General features: G+C 70.6%; 14 protein-coding genes and 1 pseudogene. 7 read left to right on the top strand and 8 right to left on the bottom strand.

All coding sequences use genetic code 11. The features are described from left to right. Positions 1–111 precede the first annotated feature (111 nt). The 3 genes and pseudogenes from pxpB to ACIBVP_RS40275 all read right to left on the bottom strand — a co-directional run. Positions 112–708 (bottom strand): annotated as a pseudogene (pxpB, locus tag ACIBVP_RS40285) (5-oxoprolinase subunit PxpB); the annotation flags it as partial. Next, entirely contained in the window at positions 705–1,463 is a 759-nt protein-coding gene (locus ACIBVP_RS40280; RefSeq protein ID WP_396111808.1) for a LamB/YcsF family protein, read from the bottom strand. The gene ACIBVP_RS40280 and the pseudogene pxpB, both read right to left, overlap by 4 nt. Further along, positions 1,460–2,782 (bottom strand): MFS transporter, encoded by a 1,323-nt coding sequence (locus ACIBVP_RS40275; protein WP_396111807.1) that lies wholly within the window; start codon positions 2,780–2,782, stop codon positions 1,460–1,462. The genes ACIBVP_RS40280 and ACIBVP_RS40275 overlap by 4 nt, the downstream gene beginning before the upstream one ends. Positions 2,783–2,888: 106 nt before the next feature. Here ACIBVP_RS40275 and ACIBVP_RS40270 point away from each other — a divergent pair, with 106 nt between their 5' ends. After that, positions 2,889–3,269, top strand: coding sequence for a helix-turn-helix domain-containing protein (locus tag ACIBVP_RS40270; RefSeq protein ID WP_396111806.1), 381 nt, complete (start codon positions 2,889–2,891; stop codon positions 3,267–3,269). Positions 3,270–3,292: 23 nt separating this feature from the next. On the opposite strand, the gene ACIBVP_RS40265 is transcribed toward ACIBVP_RS40270, so the two are convergent. Next, on the bottom strand, positions 3,293–4,114 hold the full coding sequence (locus ACIBVP_RS40265) for a helix-turn-helix transcriptional regulator (protein WP_396111805.1): 822 nt from the start codon (positions 4,112–4,114) through the stop codon (positions 3,293–3,295). 115 nt (positions 4,115–4,229) lie between these two features. Here ACIBVP_RS40265 and ACIBVP_RS40260 point away from each other — a divergent pair, with 115 nt between their 5' ends. Beyond that, entirely contained in the window at positions 4,230–4,916 is a 687-nt protein-coding gene (locus ACIBVP_RS40260; RefSeq protein ID WP_396111804.1) for an SDR family NAD(P)-dependent oxidoreductase, read from the top strand. Between the two features lie 3 nt (positions 4,917–4,919). Here ACIBVP_RS40260 and ACIBVP_RS40255 read toward each other — a convergent pair whose 3' ends face one another. Beyond that, complete coding sequence (locus tag ACIBVP_RS40255) at positions 4,920–6,326, bottom strand: pyridoxal phosphate-dependent decarboxylase family protein (RefSeq protein ID WP_396111803.1); 1,407 nt, start codon at positions 6,324–6,326, stop codon at positions 4,920–4,922. 20 nt (positions 6,327–6,346) lie between these two features. Here ACIBVP_RS40255 and ACIBVP_RS40250 point away from each other — a divergent pair, with 20 nt between their 5' ends. The 3 genes from ACIBVP_RS40250 to ACIBVP_RS40240 all read left to right on the top strand — a co-directional run bounded on the left by ACIBVP_RS40250 (position 6,347) and on the right by ACIBVP_RS40240 (position 10,869). After that, positions 6,347–6,958, top strand: a complete 612-nt coding sequence (locus tag ACIBVP_RS40250; protein WP_396111802.1) for a DUF4291 domain-containing protein — start codon at positions 6,347–6,349, stop codon at positions 6,956–6,958. Between the two features lie 603 nt (positions 6,959–7,561). Further along, positions 7,562–9,136 (top strand): chitinase, encoded by a 1,575-nt coding sequence (locus ACIBVP_RS40245; protein ID WP_396111801.1) that lies wholly within the window; start codon positions 7,562–7,564, stop codon positions 9,134–9,136. Then, the gene (locus ACIBVP_RS40240; protein WP_396111800.1) at positions 9,133–10,869 is read left to right on the top strand and encodes a chitinase; all 1,737 of its coding nucleotides are present in this window, start codon (positions 9,133–9,135) and stop codon (positions 10,867–10,869) included. The genes ACIBVP_RS40245 and ACIBVP_RS40240 overlap by 4 nt, the downstream gene beginning before the upstream one ends. Here the strand turns inward: ACIBVP_RS40240 and ACIBVP_RS40235 are convergent. Then, a complete protein-coding gene (locus tag ACIBVP_RS40235; protein ID WP_396111799.1) occupies positions 10,853–11,395 on the bottom strand; it encodes a TetR/AcrR family transcriptional regulator in 543 nt (180 codons plus the stop codon). The two genes, ACIBVP_RS40240 and ACIBVP_RS40235, sit on opposite strands and share 17 nt — an antisense overlap. 50 nt (positions 11,396–11,445) lie before the next feature. Between ACIBVP_RS40235 and ACIBVP_RS40230 the strand changes: the two genes are divergently transcribed. Next, positions 11,446–12,237, top strand: coding sequence for an NAD(P)H-binding protein (locus ACIBVP_RS40230; RefSeq protein ID WP_396111908.1), 792 nt, complete (start codon positions 11,446–11,448; stop codon positions 12,235–12,237). Between the two features lie 91 nt (positions 12,238–12,328). On the opposite strand, the gene ACIBVP_RS40225 is transcribed toward ACIBVP_RS40230, so the two are convergent. Then, complete coding sequence (locus ACIBVP_RS40225; protein WP_396111798.1) at positions 12,329–13,306, bottom strand: aldo/keto reductase; 978 nt, start codon at positions 13,304–13,306, stop codon at positions 12,329–12,331. Between the two features lie 10 nt (positions 13,307–13,316). Next, positions 13,317–13,592, bottom strand: a complete 276-nt coding sequence (locus tag ACIBVP_RS40220; RefSeq protein ID WP_396111797.1) for a hypothetical protein — start codon at positions 13,590–13,592, stop codon at positions 13,317–13,319. 184 nt (positions 13,593–13,776) lie between these two features. On the opposite strand from ACIBVP_RS40220, the gene ACIBVP_RS40215 reads away from it, so the two are divergent. After that, complete coding sequence (locus ACIBVP_RS40215; protein ID WP_396111796.1) at positions 13,777–14,538, top strand: FkbM family methyltransferase; 762 nt, start codon at positions 13,777–13,779, stop codon at positions 14,536–14,538. The last annotated feature ends 132 nt before the right edge of the window (positions 14,539–14,670 follow it).

Raw genomic sequence — 14,670 nt, 5'->3', positions numbered from 1 at the left:
CCCGGTCCGGCCCGTGTCCTGCACGGTGCCCAACGGTCCACAGTGGAGCACCTCGATCCCGTCAGCCGCAACGGAAGCGGGTGGTGGATCATCGGCAGGTGGCGGCAGGGACGACACCGCCTCGAACCGCACCCGCGTCCCCGGGCGCAGCAACGCGGGCGGCGTCCGCGACGGGGCCCACAGCGGTGCGGTCGTGTGGCCGAGCAGGTGCCAGCCGCCCGGTGACGGCCGCGGGTACACCCCCGTGTACTCACCCGCGACCGCCACCGCCCCCGCGGGCACGCGTGTGCGCGGCGACTCCCGCCTCGGCAGGCGCAACCGGTCGTCGAGACCGGTCAGGTAGCCGAACCCGGGTGCGAAACCCGTGAACGCCACCGTGTAGTCGGCTCCACTGTGGATGGTGACGACCTCGTCCTCGGACAGCCCGGTCGTGGCCGCCACGTCGGCCAGGTCCTCGCCGTCGTAGCGCACCGGGATCGTCACCGGTTCGCCCGCCGCCACCGCCGCCGACGCGGGGGTGACGTCCGACAGCCGCGACACCATCAGCTCGAAGTCCACATCGGACTCGTAGCGCACCAGCAGCGTCCGCGCCGCCGGTACCAGGTCCACCACCCCCGGCAGGGGCCGGTCGGTGAGCGCGGTGTACCAGCCGAGCACCTCGTCCGTCTCGATCAGCAGCGCCGACTCACCGCACCGGCGTAGGTTCACCGAAAGCTCTCCACCCGCACCCCGGTCTCGGACATCGCGGCACGCACGGCGGTCACCAGCTCGACCGCGCCCGGCGTGTCACTGTGGACACAGATCGACCGCGCGGGCATCGCCAGCACGGAACCGTCGATCGCCACCACCGTGGCCTCGGTCGCGAACCGCACCGCCCGCTCGGCCACCACCGCCGGATCGTGCAGCACCGCACCGGGTTCGCGCCGGGACACCAGCCGGCCGTCCGGGGTGTACGCGCGGTCCGCGAACGCCTCCGCGACCGTTTCGAGCCCGGCCTCCGCCGCGAGCGCGAGCCACCGCGAGCCCGGCATGCCGAGCACGGCGAGCGACGCGTCGAACGTCGTCACCGCCTCGACCACGGCCGCCGCCTGCTCCTCGTGTGTGGCGATCGCGTTGTACAGCGCGCCGTGCGGCTTCACGTACGCCAACCGTCCACCCGCGACCGCGGCCATGCCCTGCAGCGCGGCCATCTGGTACAGCAGGTCGTCGACCAGCTCGGCGGGCGGCACGTCCATGAACCGCCTGCCGAACCCCGCCAGGTCCCGGTAACCGACCTGGGCGCCGATCGACACGCTGTGCGCCACCGCGGTGACGCACGCGCGCCGGATCGTGCCGGGGTCCCCGGCGTGGAAACCGCACGCGACGTTCGCGCTGGACACCACGGCCAGCAGCGCGTCGTCGTCGGCGATCCGCCACGCGCCGAAACCCTCGGCGATGTCGACGTTCAGGTCGATGACGGTCACGACAGCACTTTCTCCTCGGGCACGGGCGCCGCGACGTCCTCGTCGTCGGCCGGGTCGCGGGACAGCCACAAGCCAACCACGGTCAGCGCGGCCGCGAGCAGGAGGTACACCCCCAGGATCCACCACGAGCCCAGCCAGTTCAGCAGGGCGGCGAGGATCAGCGGGGCCGGTGCGCCGCCGATGACCCCCGCGAGGGTGTAGGCGAGCGAGCTGCCCGTGTACCGCAGGCGCGGCGAGAACTGCTCGGTGATCAGCGCGGCCTGCGGTCCGTACAGCGCGGCGTGGATGACCAGCGCGACCACGATGCCGAACGCGAGCAGCAGGAACGAGCCGCCCTCGACCATCGGGAAGAACACGAACGGCCAGACACCCGCCGCGATCGTGCCGTACAGGTACAGCTTCCGCCGGTTCATGCGGTCGGACAGTGCGCCGAACGCGGGCATCAGTCCCAGCTGGACAGCTGAGCCGATCATGACCGCGGCGGAGCCCTGCGCCTTCGACATGCCCAGCTCGTTGACCATGTAGGTCAGCACGAACACGGTGAACAGCGAGTACGTGACGTCCGGGGCCACCCGCACCAGGATCCCGGCGACCAGCGCACGCCGCTCGTTCTTCACGACCTCCGACACCGGGGCCTTCGGCCGTTCCTCCCGCTCGGCGATCACCTTGAACACCGGCGTCTCCTCCAGCCGAAGCCGGATCCATAGGCCGAACGCGACGAGCACCGCGGACAGCAGGAACGCGACGCGCCAGCCCCACGACTCGTACGCGGCCTCGGAGAGCACCCACCCGAGCAGCGCGATCACGCCGTTGGCGAGCAGGGTGCCCGCGGGTGGACCGATCTGCGCGGCCGACGCCCAGAGGCCACGCCGTTTCGGGTCGCCGTACTCGCTGGACAGCAGGACCGCGCCGCCCCACTCGCCGCCGACCGCGACACCCTGCGCGAACCGGAGCACGACGAGCAGGATCGCGGCGGCGCCGCCGATCGACGCGTACGTGGGCAGCAGACCGATGAGGAACGTGGCGACGCCGGCCAGGAGCAGCGTGTGGACGAGGACCTTCTTGCGGCCGATGACGTCGCCGAGCCGGCCGAAGACGATGCCGCCGAGCGGGCGGGCGAGGTAGCCGATGGCGTAGGTGGAGAACGCGGCCATGGTGCCGGCGAGGTCGTCGCCGGAGGGGAAGAACAGGTCGCCGAACAGGGTCGCGGCGGCGACCGAGTAGGCGGCGAAGTCGTAGTACTCCAGCGCGGTTCCGGACAGGCTCGCGGTGTAGGCCCGGCGTAGTGCCCGCTTGTCGACACCCGGGTGTGCGGTCATGGTCCACATCCGTTCGGCAGGGATCCAGGTCACACCGAGGGTAGAAAATTGTCCCACGATCCTGCAATACTACGTTTTCAACCTGGAACGGAACGGGGTGCGGCACATGACTACTGCGACGTCCAACCAGGCGGTCCGCAACGCCTTCCACCTGCTCGAACTGCTGTCCGGCGCCCCCGACGGCCTACGGCTCGCGCGGCTCGTCGAGATCAGCGGCCAGCCCAAGACGACCGTGCACCGGCTGCTCACCACGCTGTCGGACCTGCACATCGTGTGCCACGACGAGGACCGCTACCACCTGAACGCCCGCTGGCAACGCTTCGGCGGCGACCAGTTCAGCGCCCCGATCGTGGCCGGCGACGGTCGTCAGCTCGCGGGGCTGACGCTGCGCACCCGCGGACCGGTGGCGTGCGAGGCCACCGCGGACCGCCTGCGCCGCCTGGTGTCCGACCTCGCAGTGGCGGTGTCCCGCCGGATCCGCGCTTAGCCTTCGCGCGTCCGCCACTCGACTTAGTGGTCAGAATCGGCAGTGGGCAGGTCGGCGGAAGCCAGGAGCGCCAGTTTGTCCGCGTCGCTGGACCCGGCCTCCGGGTGGTACACGACGAGCATCAGATCGTCGGCGCCGCTGATGCCCAGCCGTTCCCGGTTGAGGGTCAGTGCCCCGACCTGCGGGTGGTTGAGCCGCACCGGTCCGCCGCGCTGCCCACGCACCTCGTGGCGGGCCCAGAGTTCGCGGAAACGGGGACTCGCCTGCGACAGCTCGCTCGTCAGCTCGACGAAGCGCGGGTCGTCGACGTCGCCGCCCGCGGCCTGCCGCAGGTTCGCGACCAGGCATTCCGTCATGTCCTGCCAGTCCGGGTGCAGGGCCTGCTCGGCCGGGTCCAGGAACATGTCCCTCAGCTGGTTGCCGCCGGCGGCGAGGCCGGGGGAGAGCGCTCTCGCAAGACTGTTCGACGCGACGATGTCGAAGTACCGCCCTTCGATGAAGGCGGGCTGGACGAGCGAGTCCAGGAGCTTGAGCGCGCCGGGCGGTGGTGTCTCCGCGCGGGGACGGCGCTGCCGGGGTGCCTCCGCGACGAGCGTCCGCAGGTGCGCGACGTGGTCGTCGTCGAGGTGGAGCACGCGTGCGATCGACGCGAGGACCTGCGTGGACGGGTTGCGGTCGCGGCCCCGCTCCAGCCGCAGGTAGTAGTCGGCGCTGATGCCCGCGAGCATGGCGACCTCCTCGCGCCGCAACCCGGGCACCCGCCGCACGCCGACGTCGAGGATGCCCGCCTGCGCGGGCGTCACCAGCTCGCGCCGCGCACGCAGGAACGCGCCGAGGGCGTTCATGACGCCAGCGGGGGTCCTGTCACACCCCGGGCTGGAGAGGGCTCTGTCTGAGGCGAGTCACCGCGCATACCGTCGCCAACAGTCCACGCGAGCAACATATTTCGAGGGGAGACCCATGACCGTCGCACTGGTCACCGGCGCCAACAAAGGCATCGGTTTCGAGACCGCCAGACAACTCCTGGCGCTGGGGCACGTCGTCTATGTCGGCGCGCGGGACGTCGAGCGCGGCGAGAAGGCCGCGGCGGCGCTCGGCGCCCGGTTCGTGCGGCTCGACGTGACCGACGACGCGTCGGTGCGCAGCGCGCTGGCGACGATCGACGCGGCCGAGGGCACGCTCGACGTCCTGGTGCACAACGCGGGCGTCCTCGAGACCGGAGTGCCAGACGGTCCCACAGCGCTGCGGGTCTTCGACACCAACGCGGTGGGCATCGTGCGCGTCACGGAGGCGGCCCTGCCCCTGCTGCGCAGGTCCGCGAACCCCACCGTGGTCACCGTGTCGAGCAGCGCCGGGTCGTTCTGGGCGGTGAACAACCCCGACCGGCCGGAGTACCACCTGCCGATCGCGCTCTACGCCGCGTCCAAGGCGGCGGCCACCATGCTGACCGTGCAGTACGCCAAGGCGCACCCGGACATCAGGTTCAACGCACTCGAACCCGGCACCACGGCCACCGACATGACCGCGTCCTTCGGCATCGGGAGGTCGCCGGAAGAGAGCGCCCGGGTCGTCGTGCGCCTGGCGACGCTCGACGCGGACGGCCCGACCGGCACCCTCCAGGACGAGAACGGGACGCTGCCCTGGTGAGGGTCAGAGCCGGGCGCCGAGTTCGCGGACCACGGTGACGAGCAGGTCGATGTCCTCCTCCGTCGTGCGCCAGTTGACGATCGCCGGGCGCAGCGCGGTCATTCCCTTGTAGACGGTCGTGCCGACGTACACGCGGCCGTCGTCGAGGATCGCCCTGCCCAGCGCGGCGTTGAGTGCGTCGAGGTCGCGATCCGGTGCGGTGTAACGGAAACAGACCACGCACAGCTGTGCGGGTGCGAGCAGTTCGAGGTCGGGGGACTGGTCGACGAGGAACTCCAGCCGCTCCGCCAGGTCGAGGTGGCGCTCCACCATCGCGCGGTGGCCGTTCCGTCCGTACGCGCGCAACGACGCCCAGATCGGCAGCGCACGGGCGCGGCGCGACGACTCCGGGCCCAGGCAGTTGTAGTCCACCGCCGTCTCGTCCGCCGGGGCCAGGTACGGCGCGTGCCACGAACCGAAGGTCGTGCCGAGCCACCGCGGCTCCCGCACGAACGCGAAACCGCTCTCGTACGGGACGTTCAGCCACTTGTGCCCGTCCGCGGCCACCGAGTCGGCGCGGGTCACGCCGTCGACGAGGTGCGCCGTGCGCGGGGAGAGCGCGGCGAACAGGCCGAACGCGCCGTCGACGTGCAGCCATGCGCCGTGCTCCGCCGCGAGGTCGGCCATGGCGTCGACCGGGTCGAAGTCGCCCGCGTTGACCTCGCCCGCACAGGCCACGAGCACGGCCGGGCCGGTTTCCTCCAGGGCACGGCGCATGCCGTCCAGGTCCGCCCGGCCCGCCTCGTCGCGGGCGAGGATTTGGCCGGTGTCACGGCCGAAACCCAGTATCTGCAACGCTTTCCGGACGCTCGGGTGCACGTAGCCGCTCGCGATGACGGGCATCCGCGGCAGTCCGGCGATGCCGTCAGCGGCCACGTCGATTCCGTGCCGCTCGCCCCACCACTGGCGGGCGCAGGCCAGTCCGGTGAGGTTGGCGAACGTGGCGCTCGGCGTCAGCACGCCGCCCCACTGCGGTGGCAGCCCGAAGAGGTCCTTCAGCCAGCGCAGCGCGACGGCCTCCGCGGTGGTGGCGAACGCGGACGCGGTCCACATGCCACTGAGCTGGTCCAGCAGCGAGGTCACCCAGTCGCCCGCCATCGCCGCCGGGGTCGAGCCGCCGACGACGAAGTGGAAGAACCGCGGGCCCGACGAGTGGGTGGCCGCGGCCGTGCCGATGCGCAGCAGCTCGGCGACCGCGTCGGCGGAGCCGTGGCCGTCCTCGGGCAGCGGCCCGTCGAGCCCGTCGAGCAGCGCGTGGCTCGTGGCGTCGCGGACCGGGCGGGTGTCGAGGGCGGACAGGTAGCCGGGCGCCGCCTCGGCGACGTCGGCCAGCACGTCGGCGGCCATATCTCGGTCGTGCACGGGGTCCATGTGTGTCATTGTGGGCGCAAATGCGTCAGATCAGAGCTTCGTACACGCCGGACACGATCACCGTCTACCAGGCGTACCCACCCGAGATCGCGCGGCCGTCGCTGGCCGCCGGACGGTTCGTGCCGCCGTTCAAGCGCGAGCGGATGACGTGGATCAAGCCGTCGTTCCTGTGGATGATGTACCGCTGCGGCTGGGCGACCAAGCCGGGCCAGGAGACCGTCCTGGCCGTGGAGATCACCCGCGCGGGCTTCGAACAGGCCCTCGCGCAGGCGTGCCTCTCCCACCACGACCCCGACCGCCACACCTCGCGCGAGGAGTGGTCCCGGCAGCTGAAGGCGAGCCCCGTCCGCGTGCAGTGGGACCCCGAGCGCTCACTCCACCTGGGCGCACTGCCGTACCGCTCAATACAGGTAGGCCTGTCCGGCAGCGCGGTGCACCAGTACGTGGACGAATGGCTGGTCTCACTGACCGACGTCACCCCACTGGCCCAGGAAATCCACACCCACCTCCGCGCCGGCAACGAAACCACCGCCCGCACCCAACTCCCACAAGAAGCGAAGTACCCCCTCCCAGCCCCCATCGCCACCCACATCAACGCCACCAACCCCCGCGAGTCGCGCCCCCACACATAGCGAGTCGCGCCCTCGTACACCCCGAGTCAGACGTTTCGTGCACATCCCGCCACCCCACCCCAGGCAAGAACGGCACAACTCAGTGCGTCCGAGCGCGCGACTCGCGATGTCAAAACCTCGCGAGTCGCGCGCTCACACACCCCGAGTTGTGCGTTTCGTGCACACCGCGCCCGACCAAGATCTGCACAAAACTGCCAACTCGATGTGTTCCTACGCGCGACTCGCGGTGTTCTGGCGCGCGACTCGCGAGGTGTGAGAACTCGCGAGTCGCGCCCTCGTACACCCTGAGTTGGGCGTTTCGTGCACGTCGGGCTGCCCGCGCTGCGTTCAAGGTCGGCACGAACCCGCCAACTCAGTATGTCCGCGCGCGCGACTCGCGGTGTAGAAACCTCGCGAGTCGCGCGCTTGTGCACCCTGAGTTGTGTGGTTCGTGCAGGTCGTGTCCGGTTGCGATCTGCACGAGACTGCCAACTCGATGTGTTCCTGCGCGCGACTCGCGGGGTGGTTACTTGGGGTGATAGGTCTGGACAACTTTGGGGGTATTGGTCTAGACAAATAGTACTTCGCGGTTACCCCCTGCTCGCCGCGTGTTCGGAGGTTGTCATGCGACGCCGCCTGTCCACGGTTCTCGCCGCCCTTGTGCTCGGGCTCGCCGGGACCATCACCGCCGCGTCTCCCGCGCTCGCCGCCGGGGAGACCGCGACCTTCACCAAGACCTCCGACTGGGGTTCCGGTTGGGAGGGCAAGTACACGATCACCAATGCCGGTACGGCCTCGATCTCGGGCTGGCGTGTGGAGTTCGACCTTCCCGCCGGAACCACCCTCGGCAGCTACTGGGACGCGCTGCTCACCTCGAGCGGCAACCACCACACGTTCACCAACCGCGAGTACAACGGCACGCTCGCGCCCGGCGCGTCGGTGACGTTCGGGTTCCTCGCCAGTGGGTCCGGCACGCCGCAGAACTGTCGCGTCAACGGTGCGAGCTGTACCGGTGGTACCGACCCGCAACCCGGCGTGCCCGCGGTGCCGGGCAACGTGCGGGTCACCGGCGCCACCGCCTCGGCCATCACGCTCGGCTGGAGCGCGGTCTCCGGCGCCACGGGCTACCGCGTCTACGACGGCACAGCCCTGCGTACCACGGTCACCGGCACGTCCGCCACGTTCAGCGGCATCCCCGCCTGCACCTCGCGCACCTACACGGTCGCCGCGTACAACTCCGTCGGCGAGTCCGCCCGCAGCGCGCCGGTCACCGGCACCACGACCGGTTGTCAGTCGGCTGACCTGCCACGCCACTTCCTCACCGGCTACTGGCACAACTTCGTCAACCCGGCCACCGAGCTGCGCCTCTCCGCCGTGCCGAACGAGTACGACCTGGTCGCGGTCGCCTTCGCGGAGGCCACGAGTACACCGGGCGCGGTCACGTTCGGCGTCGACCCCGGGCTGTCGACGGCCCTCGGCGGCTACACGAACGACCAGTTCAAGGCCGACGTGGCGACGCTGAAGTCCCGCGGCAAGAAGGTCATCCTGTCGGTCGGCGGTGAGGCGGGCCGGGTGAGCGTCGGCGACTCCGCGTCGGCCACGAACTTCGCCAACAGCGTCCGGTCGATCATGACCGAGTACGGCTTCGACGGCGTCGACATCGACCTGGAGAACGGGCTGAACCCGACGTACATGGCGCAGGCGCTGCGAAGTCTGCGCAGTGCGGTCGGGTCGAGCCTGATCATCACGATGGCGCCGCAGACGATCGACATGCAGTCCACGGGCGGCTCGTACTTCGCGCTCGCACTGTCCATCAAGGACATTCTCACGGTCGTCCACACGCAGTTCTACAACTCGGGCTCGATGCTGGGCTGTGACCAGTCGCAGGCCTACTCGCAGGGCACCGTCAACTTCATCACCGCGCTCGCCTGCATCCAGCTGGAGAACGGGTTGCGGCCCGACCAGGTGGCGGTCGGCCTGCCCGCCGGGCCGGGCGCGGCCGGTGGCGGCGTCGTCGCGCCGTCGGTGGTGACCAACGCGCTCGACTGCCTGGCCCGCGGCACGAACTGCGGCTCGTTCCGGCCACCGCGCACGTACCCGGAGATCCGCGGCGCGATGACGTGGTCGATCAACTGGGACGTGGCCAACGGCAACAACTTCGCGCGCACCGTCGCCCCGCACCTGGACACGCTGCCATGAGGCGGTTGACGGCGGCGGCCGCCGCCCTCCTGTTGATCGTCGTCGGCGCGCAGCCCGCGAGTGCGGCGAACCTGTTGACCAACGCCGGTTTCGAGTCCGGCTCGCTGTCGGGCTGGTCGTGCTCGGGTGGCTCGGTGGTGACCACACCGGTCCACTCGGGGAGCTACGCGCTCTCCGCGACGGACTACGGCCGCTGCACACAGACGGTGACGGTCAAGCCGAGCACCACCTACTCGGTGTCGGCGTGGGTGCGCGGCAACCCGGTCTACCTCGGCGTGACGGGCGGACCGTCCACCTGGGCCGCGCCGACGGCGTACCAGCAGCTGTCGCTGACGTTCACCAGCGGCGCGAACCAGACGTCCGCCGAGCTGTACCTGCACGGCTGGTACGGCGCGGGCACCTACTACGCGGACGACGTGGTGCTCGACGGTCCGGGCGGCAGCGACCCGGGCACGCCAGCCACGCCGGGGAACCCCACGGCCACGGCGACCGCGTCGTCGATCACCCTGTCCTGGCCCGCGGTGAGCGGCGCGACCGGCTACCGCGTCTACGAGGGAACCTCCTTGCGTGCCACGACATCCGGCACGTCGGCGACCATCTCCGGCCTCGCCGCCTGCGAGACGCACACCTACACCGTCGCCGCGTACAACGCGGTCGGGGAGTCGGCCCGCAGCGCTCCGGTGTCGGCGACGACGACCGGCTGCCAGCAGGCGGACCTGCCGCGCCACGCGCTGATCGGCTACCTGCACGCGAGCTTCGCCAACGGCTCGGGGTACGTGCGGATGGCGGACGTGCCCGCCGCGTGGGACGTCATCAACCTGGCGTTCGGCGAGCCGACGTCGGTGACGAGCGGCGACATCCGGTTCGCGCTGTGCCCGGTGGCGGAGTGCCCGAACGTCGAGACGGAGGCGGAGTTCACCGCCGCGATCCGGGCCAAGCAGGCGCAGGGCAAGAAGGTGCTCCTGTCGATCGGCGGCCAGAACGGCCAGGTGCAGCTGACGACGACCGCCGCGCGCGACACGTTCGTCCGGTCGGTGTCGGCGATCATCGACCGGTACGGACTGGACGGTCTGGACGTCGACTTCGAGGGCCACTCGCTGTACCTCAACGCCGGCGACACGGACTTCCGGAACCCGACGACGCCGGTGATCGTGAACCTGATCGCCGCGCTGAAGTCGCTGAAAGCCCGCTACGGCAGCGATTTCGTGCTGACGATGGCACCGGAGACGTTCTTCGTGCAGGTGGGTTACCAGTTCTACGGCGGTGCGGGCGGCGGTGACAACCGGACGGGCTCGTACCTGCCGGTGATCCACGCGATGCGGGACGCGCTCACCGTGTTGCACGTGCAGGACTACAACTCGGGCCCGGTCATGGGGCTGGACAACCAGTACCACAACATGGGTGGCGCGGACTTCCACATCGCGATGACCGACATGATCAAGGCCGGGTTCCCGGTCGCGCGTACGGGACACACGTTCCCGGGCCTCCGGGAGGACCAGATCGCGTTCGGTCTCCCTGCCGCCGTCAGCGCGGGCAACGGGTACACCGCACCCGCCGCGGTGCACACGGCGCTGAACTGCCTGGCACGCAACCAGAGTTGTGGTGGCTACACGTTGCGCGGCGGCGCGTCACCGGCCATTCGCGGGCTGATGACGTGGTCGATCAACTGGGACCGCTACTACGGGTGGGAGTTCCAGAACAGCCACGAGCCGTTCCTCAACGGGCTGCCGTGAGGAGGTTCTCGACGAGTGCGCGTGCCTGGCGCGCGGGCCCGTCGACACCGAGGGCCTGCACCGACGCGTAGACCCCTTCCATGATCAGCACGAGCTGGTCGGCGAGCACGTCGCCGGCCAGCTCGTGCATTCGCGCGCGCACCCACGCCTTGGTCTCGACGGCGATGGCGTGCGCCCTGGCGGAGGCGTCGGGCAGCTCGGCGATCGCCATGAGGAAGGGGCAGCCGCGGCACTGCTCGGGTTGGACCTGCTCGATGAGCGCGTCGAAGAGCGACCGGACGCGGTCGTCGGGGGTGCCGTCGGCGGTGGCGTCGGTGAACCACTGCTTGTAGTGCCCGCTCGCGCGTTCGACGTAGGCGGCGACGAGGTCGTCCTTGGAGGCGAAGAGCCGGTAGAGGGTGGTGGGCGCGACACCCGCCTCGGCGGCGACGGTGTCGACGCCGGTCCCCTTGATGCTGTGCCAGTAGAACAGCTCGTGGGCGACCGAAAGAACGTGCTCCCGGGTCTCGGCTGCCGATCGTCGCATCGTGCTAGCCTACGTTAGGGAACGATCCCTAACAAACTTGAGGGGTGGACATGATCCTGGTGGCGGGCGCGACGGGCAATGTGGGCGGGGCGCTGGTCCGCGAACTGGCCACGAGGGGTGCGCCGGTGCGGGGGCTGAGCCGGTCGGGAGAGTTCCGGGGCGACCTGAACGACCCGCCGTCGCTGCGCCCGGCGCTGGCGGGGGTGTCGGCGGTGTTCATGCTCAGCGGCTACCCGCCGGAGATCTTCACCGAGGCGCGGGACGCGGGTGTGCGGCACGTGGTGCTGATGTCCGGCGGCTCCGCGGAGACCGGCGACCGCTCGAACGCGGTGGCGCGCTACATGATCGACACGGAGGACGCGCTACGGGAGTCGGGCCTGGCGTGGACGATACTGCGGCCGAGGACGTTCATGTCGAACGCGCTGCAGTGGGCTGGTCAGGTGCGGGCGGGCGTGGTGCGCGCGCCGTGGCCGGACGTGGCGGTGGCGGCCGTCGACCCGGCGGACATCGCCGCGGTCGCCGCGGTGGCGCTGACCGAGCCGGGCCACGAAGGTCGCGAGTACCGGGTGACCGGCCCGGAGCCACTGCGGCCCGCGGACCGTGTCCGGTTGCTGGGCGACGCGCTGGGTCGTGCGGTCCGCTACGAGGCTCAGCCGGACGACGAGGCGCGGGCGGAGATGAGCGCGCAGATGCCGCAGGAGTACGTGGACGCGTTCTTCAGCTTCTTCTCCGACGGCAAGCTGGACGAGTCGCAGGTGTTCCCGACGGTGGCCGAGGTGACGGGCCGGGCGCCGAGGACGTTCGCGCGGTGGGCGACGGACAACGTGGACAGCTTCCGCTGACGGCTCACCGCGCCGGCACGACCCCGTACCGAGACCGCACCGGCCGTGACGCCGACACCCGAGACGTTCACGATCACCGAGTCCACGTGCATCAGAACCCCTCCGGGCGGTGCGGTACGTAGTCCGCCTCCAGCCGGGCCAGTTCCTCGTCCGACAGCCGCAGGTCCACCGCCGCCACCGCGTCCTCCAGGTGGTGCGGCTTCGTCACGCCGACGATCGGCGCCGTGACCGCGGGCTGGTGCAGCAGCCACGCGAGCGCCACCTGCGCGCGCGACACCCCGCGTTCCTCCGCGACCTTCGCGACGGCCGCCGCCACGCGCCGGTCCGCCTCGTCCGCCTGGCGGTACAACGTGCCGCCGAAGTTGTCGTTCTCCGAACGGGTCGTCGTCGCGTCCCAGTCGCGGGTCAGGCGGCCGCGGGCGAGCGGGCTCCACGGCAGCACGCCGACGCCCTGGTCCGCGCAGTACGGGAGCATCTCGCGCTCCTCCTCGCGCATCACCAGGTTGTACTGGTCCTGCATGGACACGAACCTGGTCCAGCCGCCCCGATCCGCCGCGTGCTGCAGCTGCGCGAACTGCCACGTCCACATCGACGACGCGCCGATGTAGCGCGCCTTGCCCGACCGCACCACGTCGTCGAGCGCCTCCATGGTCTCCTCGACCGGGACGTTCGGGTCGAAGCGGTGGATCTGGTACAGGTCCACGTAGTCGGTGCCGAGGCGTCGCAGGCTCTCGTCGATCTGCGTGAGGATCGCGCCGCGCGACAGGCCCGCACCCTTCGGGCCGGGACCCATGCGGCCGTTGACCTTCGTCGCGATGACGACCTCGTCGCGCTTCGCGAACTCGGTCAGCAGCGTGCCGGTGATCTCCTCGCTGGAACCGGCGGAATAGACGTTGGCCGTGTCGAAGGTCGTGATGCCCGCCTCGATCGCGGCGCGGAAGAACGGCCGGGACGCGTCGAGATCGAGGGTCCACTCGTGGGTGCCGCGGTGGGGGGCACCGAAGCTCATGCACCCGAGGACCACTGTGGACACGTCAAGTCCGGACCGGCCGAGTCGCCTGTACTCCATGATCGGAACACTAGTTGAGCAGCTTCGCCGCGGCGGCGCGTGCCTGGTGTGCCGTGTCGGCGTTGCCGGTGATCGCCGCGGTCACGATCGCGCCCTCCGCCAGCAGCAGCGACTGCTCCGCGACGTCGTCGCCGTGGCCCGCGGCCGCCGACAGCTCACGCAGGATCCGGCGGAAACCCTCTTTGTGCGTGCGTGCCTCCTCGGCGACCGCGTGCACGCCGCGGCGGTAGAACAGGTCCTCGGCCGCGTCGAGTGCGCGGCTCTCGGCCGTCTCCAGGTCGATCACGAGTCCCTCGACACGGAGAACTGATGTTCCCCAGCTTACCCGCGTGTACACAGTGGACACAGCATCGACGGGTCGGAGCGGAGGATCTTCGGTCCACGACCGGAATCCGGGCGCGGTGTCGAGTTCCCACTCCGATAGTTATCCAGCCGTTACGCATCAAGCATCGTTGTGTTACGGTCCGTCGATGCTCACTGTCCGAAGGTACGGCCAGGAGATAAAGGTCCCCGAGGTCGTCGACGCAACAGAAACCCCGTACACCTACCGGCCCTTCGAGCACGACGGCTGGTACGAAGAACCGTTCCTGAGACACATCCGCCGTCGTGACAACCGTGGCGTCTACGTTGACGCCGGTGCGCATCTCGGCACGCACACGACGTGGTTCGCGATGTTCTGCCCGGCAACCCACGTGCACGCGGTGGAGCCGCTGCCCCGGTTCGCCGACCAGATCGAGAACATCGTCGCGGCCAACGACCTCGGCGAACGGGTGACCGTGCACCGTGTCGGTCTCGCCGACGAGCCGGGCACGGCGACCAACCACCTCTCCGCCGAGCACCAGATCGGGTTCGACCCGGTCGGCGAGCAGGCGGCCAGGGACGAGACGTTCCCGGTCACCACGTTGGACGACCTGGTCACCGACCCGGTCGCCGTCATCAAGATCGATGTCGAGGGCATGGAGGAGCGCGTGCTCCTCGGCGCGAAACGGATCCTCGCCACCGACCGGCCGACGGTCTACGTCGAGGCGTTCGACCGCGAGCTGCTGCGCGGCATCGCGGGCGTGCTGCGCCCGTTCGGGTACACGCCGACCGGCAAGGTCTTCAACGGCACCCCGACCTACGAGTTCGCGGTGACGACCGCGGTCAGCCGCGTGGCCGGGCCAGGGCTCCTGCTGGCGAACAACGTGACCCGCGCCGCCCGCAAGCGCGTCGGCCATATGCTCAGGAGATGACCGCCGTCCGCGGGGGGGGGGGGGGGCGCCCCCCCCCCCCCCGGCCCCCCCCCCCCCCCGGGGGGGGCGAACCCCGGGGCGCCCCGGGGGCGGGCAGCCCCCCCCCCAAAAAACGCCCCCCCCGGATACGCC

Origin of the sequence: Actinophytocola sp. NPDC049390 (assembly GCF_044466355.1) — a bacterium.
GTDB lineage: Bacteria > Actinomycetota > Actinomycetes > Mycobacteriales > Pseudonocardiaceae > Actinophytocola.
Note: the sequence above shows the minus strand (reverse complement) of the source record. Positions and strands in the feature narration are given on the sequence as shown.

Excerpts from the sequence above, each read along its gene's own strand:
- ACIBVP_RS40275 (WP_396111807.1), bottom strand. The coding sequence starts at position 2,782 with ATGACCGCACACCCGGGTGTCGACAAGCGGGCACTACGCCGGGCCTAC.
- ACIBVP_RS40245 (WP_396111801.1), top strand. The coding sequence starts at position 7,562 with ATGCGACGCCGCCTGTCCACGGTTCTCGCCGCCCTTGTGCTCGGGCTC.
- ACIBVP_RS40255 (WP_396111803.1), bottom strand. The coding sequence starts at position 6,326 with ATGGACCCCGTGCACGACCGAGATATGGCCGCCGACGTGCTGGCCGAC.
- ACIBVP_RS40235 (WP_396111799.1), bottom strand. The coding sequence starts at position 11,395 with ATGCGACGATCGGCAGCCGAGACCCGGGAGCACGTTCTTTCGGTCGCC.
- ACIBVP_RS40265 (WP_396111805.1), bottom strand. The coding sequence starts at position 4,114 with ATGAACGCCCTCGGCGCGTTCCTGCGTGCGCGGCGCGAGCTGGTGACG.
- ACIBVP_RS40215 (WP_396111796.1), top strand. The coding sequence starts at position 13,777 with ATGCTCACTGTCCGAAGGTACGGCCAGGAGATAAAGGTCCCCGAGGTC.
- ACIBVP_RS40240 (WP_396111800.1), top strand. The coding sequence starts at position 9,133 with ATGAGGCGGTTGACGGCGGCGGCCGCCGCCCTCCTGTTGATCGTCGTC.
- ACIBVP_RS40230 (WP_396111908.1), top strand. The coding sequence starts at position 11,446 with ATGATCCTGGTGGCGGGCGCGACGGGCAATGTGGGCGGGGCGCTGGTC.
- ACIBVP_RS40225 (WP_396111798.1), bottom strand. The coding sequence starts at position 13,306 with ATGGAGTACAGGCGACTCGGCCGGTCCGGACTTGACGTGTCCACAGTG.
- ACIBVP_RS40270 (WP_396111806.1), top strand. The coding sequence starts at position 2,889 with ATGACTACTGCGACGTCCAACCAGGCGGTCCGCAACGCCTTCCACCTG.
- ACIBVP_RS40250 (WP_396111802.1), top strand. The coding sequence starts at position 6,347 with ATGCGTCAGATCAGAGCTTCGTACACGCCGGACACGATCACCGTCTAC.
- ACIBVP_RS40260 (WP_396111804.1), top strand. The coding sequence starts at position 4,230 with ATGACCGTCGCACTGGTCACCGGCGCCAACAAAGGCATCGGTTTCGAG.